The 10,303-nt window shown below is 36.4% G+C and carries 6 protein-coding genes; all 6 read right to left on the bottom strand.

The window, feature by feature from the left end:
* Nucleotides 1-185 precede the first annotated feature (185 nt).
* Complete coding sequence (locus ACRD7B_RS22015; protein WP_430826828.1) at nt 186-1,712, bottom strand: RagB/SusD family nutrient uptake outer membrane protein; 1,527 nt, start codon at nt 1,710-1,712, stop codon at nt 186-188.
* An 11-nt stretch (nt 1,713-1,723) separates the two neighbouring features.
* Nucleotides 1,724-5,158, bottom strand: coding sequence for a TonB-dependent receptor (locus ACRD7B_RS22010; protein ID WP_430826827.1), 3,435 nt, complete (start codon nt 5,156-5,158; stop codon nt 1,724-1,726).
* Nucleotides 5,159-5,315: 157 nt separating this feature from the next.
* Nucleotides 5,316-6,518 carry a FecR family protein gene (locus tag ACRD7B_RS22005; protein WP_430826826.1) on the bottom strand — a complete coding sequence of 401 codons (1,203 nt, stop codon included), beginning with the start codon at nt 6,516-6,518 and terminating at the stop codon, nt 5,316-5,318.
* A 121-nt stretch (nt 6,519-6,639) separates the two neighbouring features.
* The gene (locus ACRD7B_RS22000) at nt 6,640-7,200 is read right to left on the bottom strand and encodes an RNA polymerase sigma-70 factor (protein WP_430826825.1); all 561 of its coding nucleotides are present in this window, start codon (nt 7,198-7,200) and stop codon (nt 6,640-6,642) included.
* Between the two features lie 81 nt (nt 7,201-7,281).
* Nucleotides 7,282-9,306 carry a helix-hairpin-helix domain-containing protein gene (locus tag ACRD7B_RS21995; RefSeq protein ID WP_430826824.1) on the bottom strand — a complete coding sequence of 675 codons (2,025 nt, stop codon included), beginning with the start codon at nt 9,304-9,306 and terminating at the stop codon, nt 7,282-7,284.
* Between the two features lies 1 nt (nt 9,307).
* On the bottom strand, nt 9,308-10,138 hold the full coding sequence (locus ACRD7B_RS21990) for a PorV/PorQ family protein (protein WP_430826823.1): 831 nt from the start codon (nt 10,136-10,138) through the stop codon (nt 9,308-9,310).
* Nucleotides 10,139-10,303 lie beyond the last annotated feature (165 nt).

Genomic DNA, 10,303 nt, shown 5'->3' with positions numbered 1-10,303 from the left:
GTCGACACTTTCAAGGGCATTCTTAACAAGGATATTTAATTGCCCTATTTTAATGTTATGTATTGATTTATCACTTCGATTAATTCTGTGCCTTTAAAAAAGGGACTGATCTTTTTTTTTTGATCAGTCCCCGATGTTGCAATTAAACACTCATTTTATGCGAAAAGTGCATAAAGTTTTCAATATTATTGTCCTGGTACATAAGGTGTGTAACCTGGGTTTTGTTGATCGCGAATATTTGGGTTTGATTCCATTTCGTTTTCTGGTATTGGATAAACAACTTGTGGTTGAGTGTAATCAATGTAGGCGACATCATTGCTTACATTACCTTCTGCCTCACGGTCAAATGGAATAGCACGCCTAAAATGATCCCAGAACGTATGGCCTTCCATAACAAGTTCTTTTCTACGTTCAATTAGCACATCACTAATTAACTTTTCTTTAGTAGTAAATTCAAAAGTTGAATCAAGACGTACTTCTGTTACTTCATTTAAATATTCCAAGGCCAAGGTATACTCATCTTCCTCAGCATACGCTTCTGCTAAAGTTAAATACACTTCAGGTAAGCGCACCAATGTTACATTATGAACTGCATGTGCTCCATCACCAATGTATTTGCGAATACCAGTTTCATCGCCTAACTCATTATCGCAAATTAAATAGGTTCGCACATCTTTGTATGATCCATCATCATCATTTCTTTCTGCTCTGAGTACTTCTCTCAAATAAATATTTCCACCATAACCTGCATAGCCTATACCACCATCTGCAATTTTACCATCATTAGGATGTCCAGGTATATCAATGGTTGGATTACGGGTTAAATTATTAATGGAATTTGAACTTAAGTTATCAGCCAAAGAATAATCTAGTTCCCAAAGATTCTCGCTATTGTATTTTTTGAAATAAGTAAAGACATATTCCTTATAATCTATCATTGTTCCAGCGCCAATTGCTGCTAAAGCAGAGTTAATAGCATTTGGCCATTCACCTAAATATAAATGAGAACGTGCTTTTAAGGTCTGAGTTGCATCATACGATATACGACCATTTGAAGCTTCAATGCCATTTAATAGAGTAGCGGCAGATTGAAAGTCCTCGATTATTTGAGTAAAACAAGCTGTAGCTTCTGAACGCTTTGGAGGATTTGTTTCAGCTACGGTATGTTCTTCCTTAGATAGTAAAAGAGGAACACCCCATTTATATTTATCATCATATTTTTCGCCACCCGGAATTGAAAAGATCGGTGGGTAAGCGAACAAGCGCATTAGGTCAAAATATGCCAAGCCACGTAGCGCTAACGTTTCTCCTTTTATACGTGCAATCTCTGTTTCATCGCCTTCAATAGTATCGATATATTTCAAAATATTATTACATAGAAATACGGTTTTATATATTTTATCCCAAGCTGCATCGGCATATGCATCATTGGTTGAAGTTTCTCTGTAACCGTTTTCTTCCTGAAACCGATTACCGGTATCTTCTACATAAAAGTCTGGTCCTTTAGAGCCTTCAAATGCATATATAAGTCGACCATAATAATCCTCATGGGTAATTGTATTATACACTCCAGTTAATGCTAATTGTGCACCATCAACATCGGTAAACAATTCATCAACAGGAATTGAAACAAAAGGTTTTTTATCAAGTACGTCTTCACACCCAGCTAAAAGGCTGATTAACAATGTGAATAATATTATTTTTTCTTTCATTTTTTCTTGTTTTAGAAGTTAACTTTTAAACCAAAGGTGTAAGTTGTTGCAGTTGGATATTGATCCGGATTTCTGTATCCATTTAAGGATATTTCTGGATCAAATCCATCCAATTCAGTAGCAACCCATAAATTCTCGGCCTGTGCAAATATACTGGCACTTCTAAGTTTTAGTTTTTCGGTTATTGAAGAAGGAATGGTATACTGAAGTTTAATATTCTTCAATTTCAAATAGTCACCGCTGTATAAATAACGAGATGAATAATACCTGTTCCATGTACCTGAAGAATTAACACGAATCGGATTTTTTCCACTTGTATTATCTGGAGTCCAACGATCTAACTGATCACGTTCGATACCACGGTAATCACGATAGCCATCATTTTTTGTGGCCGTACGTCCTGTCATATCAAAAACCTTATGTCCCATACCATAAGTAAATAAGAAACTAAAATCCAAACCTTTCCATGCAAATGAACTGGATATACCTCCTGTTACTTTTGGCAAGGCTTTACCTAGTATGCGTTTGTCAGCTTCGGCATGTTCATAGGTAATAACATTATTGCCATTTTCATCCGTTTTATACCAGCGTTGCTGCCCTGTTTCAGGATCGGTTCCTGCCCATTCGGCCAAGTACCACGTATAGTAGCTTTCTCCATTTCGTTGAATTTGAGTGCTACCTACTATATCATTATCTAGCCCCGAAAACTCATTCTTTAATGTGGCAATATTCAAGTTCATATCCCAGTTAAAATCTGTATTTCTTACAAGATCAACTGTGAAATCCATTTCAATTCCACTATTATTTAGACTCGCATTGGAGTTTATTAATCGAGAGGTAAAACCTGCAGTGGATGAAATTGGTAAATCTTGTAAAAGATTTTTGGTGGTTCTATTGTAGTACTCTAACGAAAAGTTTAAGCGATTAAAAAGTCTGGAATCAAAACCAATATTGAAAATTTCATTTTCTTCCCAGGTCAATTCAGGATTAGGTATAGCTGGAGGAGTACCTCCAGGTTCTTCCATATAGTCCTGTCCAAAGGAATACAACGAGCGCCAAGCATAGTAATCATCAGGTAAAGTACCATTTATACCGTAACTTGATTTAATCTTAAGATTATCGATAAATGAGATGTTCTCCATAAACGCTTCTTCTGACATACGCCAGGCACCTGATACTGACCAAAAATTACCTTTACGATAATCAGGGGCAAATCTCGACGACTTATCCATCCTGTAGGTTGCAGATGCATAATATCTTCCGTCATATGAGTAATTGATGGCAGAAAGAAAAGAGCTCATACCATACACATCGCCTGAACCAGAAACGCTTTCTGGAGTTGCAGCTGCGCTTAAGTAGTTGGTTTTATTTTTAGGGAAATTAATACCTGTTGCTGCGGTGTATTGATACATAACATCTTCTACTTCAGCTCCAATGTAACCATTGAACGAATGCACATCGTTGAATGTTTTATTAAAATTAAGTAATGTTGTATTACTTATTTTTCTTCTTCGTGCATCTCTTTCATAGAGGCTTCCTTTATCAGATTTTCCATCACCAAAATCTTTATTTCGCCATTCTCTGCGTCGCGCATGCGTATAATCTAGGTTGGTTCTGCTATTAATATTTAACCAATCGGTAAAATTAATTTGTAACCAACCTGATGTCATAATTTTAGTTTGTGGTCGGTCATAAGTGTTTTCTTTTGATACCGCAACAGGATTCTGGTTGTTATTAACGCCCTTTGGGAGCTCTAAGTTATAAGATCCATCTTCGAGATAAACTGGAGCAACGGGTGCAATAGCTAAAGCGGTGTATTGAGGCATAGCATATCCATATGCTCCCGAACGCGGTCCACTTTGGTCGCTGTATGAAATGGCATTGTTTATTCCCCAATGAATTAACGCACCTTTAGGTTTCGACGTAAGATTGGTACGCATTGAATAACGCTCTAATCCACTACCAATTATAATACCCTCTTGATTAAAATATTCAAGCGATGCATAGTATAGCATGTTTTCACTACCACCTTGTGTTGAAATATTAAACTTCTGGAAGGGTGCAGAACGGGTTACTTCATCGTACCAATTTGTATCTGCTAATTTGTCGTAGTCAGGGCCTGGTGCACCGTCTACAAAAAACTCATCATAATAGTCGTCGTTGTTCGGACTCCAAATTTTAAAATGGCTATTAAATTGACTTTGGGCATACTCTTGCCATTGGCGGTAATTGCGACCAGATATTTCGTAATTGTCCTTGTCGGCATAAAGTTTTTGAATTTCTGGAAAGAAATCGTCGTATCCAGTTTTACGTCTTACCTGATAGTGCATTTCGCCTTCGAGCCACAACTCCATGTACTCTTCCTTATTAACTAAGTCGGGGTTGCTAGCGCTGAATATATTAGAAACACCAGCCTGAAAGTCAACAGAATATTGTGGCTTATCTGTTGCTCGGCCTTGTTTAGTTGTAATTACAATTACACCATTCGCGCCACGCGATCCGTATAAGGAGGCAGAAGCTGCATCTTTTAATACGGTCATCGATTTGATATCAGATGGGTTAATTGAGTTAAGTGGGTTTGTAGCATATTGCGAATTACCCGACATGCTTGATATATCCATAATTACACCATCAATTACGTATAATGGCGCATTGGATGCGTTCATAGAACTTATTCCTCGAAGACGAACCGAGTTCATTACACCAGGCTGTCCTGTTCCAGTCACAATGGTACCAGGTGAGTTACCTCGTAAAACATCTTGGAAAGATGCTACTGGGCGATCTTCAATTTTTTTAGTGCTCACAACAGAAGCTGAACCAGTATAGGCTTCTTTAGTAATGGTACCGTAACCTGTTACAATTACTTCATCAATGCCAAAAGCCTCTTCAACAAGTGTTACATTAATTAATGTTTGACCACTTACTAATACTTCTTGATCATCAAAACCAATGAATGAGAAAACTAAGATAATTTCTTTGTCCTCTAGTTCAATAGAGTATAATCCATCAAAATCGGTAATGACACCATGTTGTGGATTACTTTTTTCATATACATTAACACCAGGTAATGGTTGTCCCTTATTGTCTGTCACTTTACCTGTAAGCGTTACCTTAAGTTCTTGTTGCGTTTTAATAACAGTTGGTTCTGACTTGGGTGTAAGAATAATTACCTTATCAACAATTTTGTAAGCAATCGAAGTGCCTTCAAGGCATTCGTCGAGAATCTCATAAATTTTAGATTCTCTAAATGAAGCATCGTTAATATCAACGCCTTCTACTTCGTCGAGCGAATACACGAAATCAAATTCACTGTGCTTTTTGATTTCAGTCATTAAGTCCTGCATCTTACTGTCTTTGAACTCTACAGTAAATGAGGCTTTTTGTGAGTAAACATTAGCTGATAATTGAAGGGTAGCAATTACCAGAAACAAAACGGTTAATCTCATAATTCGAAATAGTCTTTGCAGTTCTTCCCCTAGTGGAAAAACTTGGCTTAGCCTTAGTTTTTTCATAGATTTGTATTGATTTATTAAACATTGTGTTCTTTGCCGAACACTTTGGCTTATATCACAGGAAATGTTCGCAGCATTTCCTGTTTTATTTTTATTGTTTACTTACTACTACAGTTTTGTTGTTAATATTAAATGTGATATCTGTTGTTAATTCCATTTTCTTAAAAATATCTGTGCAATTATCGTAGCGTTGTAGGCGAGCACTGAAACGGTAATTTTTTAAATCCTGATGTTCGTAAAATACATCAATATCGTACCATCTTTCCATCTGGCGCATTATCGATTCGAGAGTTTGCTCTTCAAATATAAATTTGCCTAAGTGCCAGGCAGTATATTTATCTGTATCCACCTCTCGAACCGACATTTTCTGATTTGTTCGTTGGTATGAAGCCTGATGACCTGGAGTTAGAATGGTTTTGCTCGAATTTGACTGGAGCGAATTGAGTTCTACGGAGCCTTCTACCAATGTTGTTTCAATTTGTTGCTCATTGGAATAGGCCATAATGTTAAATTGAGTGCCGAGTACCTTAATTTCTACTTTATCTGCTTCTACAATAAATGGACGGTTTACATCTTTCGCCACTTCGAAATAAGCCTCACCTTTAACCATAACTTTTCGGTTTTTATCACCAAATTTTACCGGATACTGAATTTCCGACATGGCGTTTAGCCATATTTTAGTTCCATCCGATAAGGTTAGTTGATACTCTCCGCCAACAGGTGTTCTTACCTTGTTAATTATTGTCGCTTCATCTGAATTGATATTGGTTTCATTAATTTGGTATCGCAAACCGGTTGAATCATTCAATACAAGCCTTCCATCTGCCTCCTTTATTTTAGCTGTGTGATCTTTCTCTAAATCAATTACCCTTCCATCTGAAAGGAAAAGCTGTGCCTTTGTCTCACCAGCTTGTAATGTATAGGTCTCAGTTTGCAGTTCTTTATTCACCTCATTTGTTCCGTATACTAACCATAGTGCGATTATGATTGGTGATAAAATTGCCGCTGCATAGCGCAGAAATTCTAATCGCTTGTTCCTCTTATGAGCACGTTTAAAATTAAGTTGCCATTCAATTTTTGCACGTGCTGCTACTGTATCAATGTGCTTGTATTTTTCAATGTTTACAAAAGTCAAATCATTTTTAAATACTTCCTTATAATCAGTGCTTATTTGTTCTTGTTGCATAAGCTCATCAAGCTGTTTTTGCTCTGAATCATCTAATTGTTTAGTTGTTTTTTTGGCAAGCAATTCAGCTAGCTCGATATACTTCTTTGTATGGCGGATGCGTTTCATGTAGTAAAAAACACTTGAGTTTAAAAAGTGGGTGAAAAAAATGTAATTATTTTCGATTTTTTGTTAAAAAACATTTAACACGCTGATTAAGAGGTGTGAAAATTAGATGTTCATGCCGCTTTTAAATCATCATCAGGTGATGAATGATATCAAATACCGATTGAAGTTTGGTTCGAAGCAATTTGTAGGCCTGGATCTTTTGCGATTTAATGGTATTAACCGATAGATTCAGGTTATTGGCAATTTCTTCATTAACCATTCCTTTTAAACTAAGCTGAATAACCTTTCTGTATTTGGCAGGAAGCTCGTTTATCGATTGTGTTATAATGCGATTGGTTTCTTCTTTTAGTACTTGTTTTAGGAAGTAGGATTCTGATTCAACCGTCTTTATTTGTTCAGCTTCGTATTGTTGTTTAATTTTTTCGTGTCGAACAAGGTTTAAGCAACTGTTACGTGTGGCTTGAAATAGAAATGCTTTAATGGCTGTTAACGAATCAAAATTATCAAATTTGTCCCAGAACCTAAGAAATACCTCCTGAACTAAATCTTCGGAATCTGCCGAAACCACCAGAAATTGCTGTGCAAATACACAAAGGCCAGGATACATTTGCTTAAATAAAGCATTGTAACTCAATTGCTCCTTGTTTTGCAAGGTGATTATCTTATCCGAAATGGGTGACATTCAAAAGTGTTTTGAACCTCTAAAAGTAGTATTTTTTATCAATTAAGTAAGAGTTGTATTAAATGTGTTAAACAAAGCCAACTAAAATCGATATTGTAGTTGGCATTTGATCTCATCCATTTTATTGCCATTGATCATTTGGTGCCCCGAACCGATAAAAGCTTTGTTCTTGTAGTTGCTATGCGCCCATCTTAACCATAGGTTTAGATTTTTTGCAGGTTTAATTTGTGCGTTAAGTATTATTCTGGTGCCCTTATCCATATAGGCAGGAATATTGAAGGCATACAAAACATCGGGTTCGTAAGCGTATATTCTACTGTTGTAATCCTCAATGTCAAATAAGGTATAGCGAATTGAAAATCGAAAATATCGATTCATATCGTATTGCAAATCCTGAAAGAATAACCAGCCTTCACTTTTTTTATTTTGATGGAAATGAGCATATTCTACCTGAGTTTGGTAACTCCATTGCTCGTTAGGTGTGAATGAATAAAAAAGACGAAGGTTTTGCTTTTGATAATCTTCTATTTTATAATTGCTTAGTTCTGTCTTTGAATTGATTTCCTTTTTAGTGCTTTTGTACCTGAGATAAATTGAGTTCTGATAATTGATGCGATAGTTGGCCTGAGCAAACCATTCAAAGCCAACAGATGGGCTGTAAACATTGTAACGTAACCAATCGTAAGAAAATAGATCGGCAAAAGCTTTGATTTGTAGTTTGTAACTTGGTTTAAATTGAATAGAAGAGTAAATACCTGATTCGCCAGCTGGATTTGACGATTCGGCGAAAGGGTTTGATAAAATATTAGTGTACCCTTTACTGAATTTACGATAGGCCAAAGTGGCAATTACATCTGATCCGGCACGAAAAGTAGCACCTTGATACATGCCCCAATTAGTATTGTGATGCCAATTTAATTCTCCAAAAAGTGTTAGCTTTTTCAAAAACACTGAATGAGCTAACCAAAAGCTTGATAATTCATCGCCTTTAAAGCGATAAATATCCTTGATGTGATTTTTTTCTTGAATTGGCGTGTTTATCTGCCAATTGTAATACCCCGCATCTAAATTAAATAAGTGATGTTTGTAATTTAAGTTTGCCCCTAAAATAGTTTCATTTATTGAATGCCTATTTTCAATTTCACTTCTGGTGCGATGATAGCCGGTCTCCTGGATTGAGGTAACCATCTCATCGAAATGATCCGTTGCTAGATTAATGCTTGCATCGATTTTTTTGTGCGAAATAAAAGGAGATAATTTAAATTTTCTCAGTTTTAAATCGAGTGCAATGCCTCGTAAATATGAACTTTCGTTTACCGATGTGTATTTACTAATGCCTTTTGCCCGTCGTCTTAATTGAGCCGTCTCTGTCGATTTTGAAAAGGCCATGTCGGTCCACATACCAAGACCTTGACCAAAGGAAATTCGATAGTCGCCTACGATAACTTTCTCAATGTACTTTATGGGATTATTTATTTGAAGGTAGGCTGATGAGAAATCTGTAAGAGGGGGCCAATTGGGGAAAGCCTTCTCTCCAGGATCTTTCTCCAAGGTAAAACCTGCTTCTATCTGTCCGTTTATATTTATGCGAGCTTTGGTCATCCAACGTTCCTTGCTACCAGCGTATGCAGCGTCTGTTGAATCATTGGCTGCATAATAGCCCATTGGTGTTTGTATTAAGCTTTGGTATCGAGCTAACACCTGGCCGTTGGTGTATTTACGTTTTTCATTGGTAGGTGCATACACGCTTACAAAAGGCTGCATATATACTATGCTCAAACTATCAAGATCCTCAACAGCCTGCAATTCGTAAATTGACAATAAAGGGCCATTGTTGTAATGATAGAATAGTATGTTTTCAATTTGAAAATCACTAAGAAAGAATAACTGCTCCAATTCTTCTTTACTGGTTTTATTTAGATTGATGGGATTTTGAGCTAAGTCTATTAATTCGTTTATCATTTCCTCATAATCCATATCCATCAAGTTTTGCTCTGCCTTGGCTTCAATCATGTCACTAATCAGTTTGCGAAGCTCGCGTGTATCCTGAGATTTGGCATGCGCTATGCAACAGCATAGCATCAGAATTAAAAGTGCATGCTTCATTTTAATTTGATTTTTTGTGAAAAGCATATGAAATACCAATCCCTGATGTCATACCTAATTGTTGATGGTACGAAAACCCGGCATCAAATTGTAATTGCTGGAGAATAAAACCAGCACCAAATGTAAATAAGCTTGGTTTACCATTTATTCCGAAACGTACGAACAAGCGTTCTCGCATGGCAAATTGGCCTGCTACTTTGTAGTTGGTTGGATGATCTAGTTTTTTTTCAATTTCACCGAGAATCTTTATAGCGGAACCAGCGCTCCACTCCAAACCCGCATTGAAATAACTAGGTAGCGCAAAACTATGTGATGAATAACTGATTTTACCTTGTTCCGGATTCTGAATGTAAATGCCAATTTGTAATGCATTTGTGGCCTTTATTAACATTCCCAACGATGAATAGAAGGCATCGCTAGTATTGGATCTGATTATTTGATGACTTATGTAGTTAAGTTGGAAAAAAGCAGAATAGTTCTTTCCAAATGCGCGACTGTAAGATAAACCGTATTTTGAAAGTTGGCTTTTATGATAGCCGTTTTGATTAATTAAAGCAGAAAAACTTCCCAATTGACTTGGGTAAACGGCAACAATTGCCCGGGAACTTAATTCTTTTATACTATGCGGCATTTGATACGCGGCCGCTATGGTTATGTGTTTCAGGTAGGCTGTATTTGAAGCATTGCTTAATGTGCTCCAAACCGTATGGTCCATGGTTTTAGTTTTAGCCATGGAATGACTGATTGGGCCAGTATAATTTAAATCTTGCGCAATAACAATATCTAAATAGGATAATAATAGTATACCAATTAATGCGTATCGTCTTTTCATAATACTGGAAAACTAAGCAGTATTATAAATTTATTAAGTCGCTACATAAAAGTCAATTCTTAAATTAAATTTTTACACTATTAACCGACTAAAGTCGGGATTCATAAAATTCTCTTCTACAGCGCCCATTTATTGGGCGTTTGGTTTTTTATTTCAAATTAGACC

The sequence above is a fragment of the Carboxylicivirga fragile genome, assembly GCF_050589805.1.
GTDB lineage: Bacteria > Bacteroidota > Bacteroidia > Bacteroidales > Marinilabiliaceae > Carboxylicivirga > Carboxylicivirga fragile.
Note: the sequence above shows the minus strand (reverse complement) of the source record. Positions and strands in the feature narration are given on the sequence as shown.

What these genes read in the sequence shown, in the direction of transcription:
- ACRD7B_RS22005 (WP_430826826.1), bottom strand. Translation starts at nt 6,518, where the DNA reads ATGAAACGCATCCGCCATACAAAGAAGTATATCGAGCTAGCTGAATTG.
- ACRD7B_RS22015 (WP_430826828.1), bottom strand. Translation starts at nt 1,712, where the DNA reads ATGAAAGAAAAAATAATATTATTCACATTGTTAATCAGCCTTTTAGCT.
- ACRD7B_RS22000 (WP_430826825.1), bottom strand. Translation starts at nt 7,200, where the DNA reads ATGTCACCCATTTCGGATAAGATAATCACCTTGCAAAACAAGGAGCAA.
- ACRD7B_RS21995 (WP_430826824.1), bottom strand. Translation starts at nt 9,306, where the DNA reads ATGAAGCATGCACTTTTAATTCTGATGCTATGCTGTTGCATAGCGCAT.
- ACRD7B_RS22010 (WP_430826827.1), bottom strand. Translation starts at nt 5,158, where the DNA reads ATGAGATTAACCGTTTTGTTTCTGGTAATTGCTACCCTTCAATTATCA.
- ACRD7B_RS21990 (WP_430826823.1), bottom strand. Translation starts at nt 10,138, where the DNA reads ATGAAAAGACGATACGCATTAATTGGTATACTATTATTATCCTATTTA.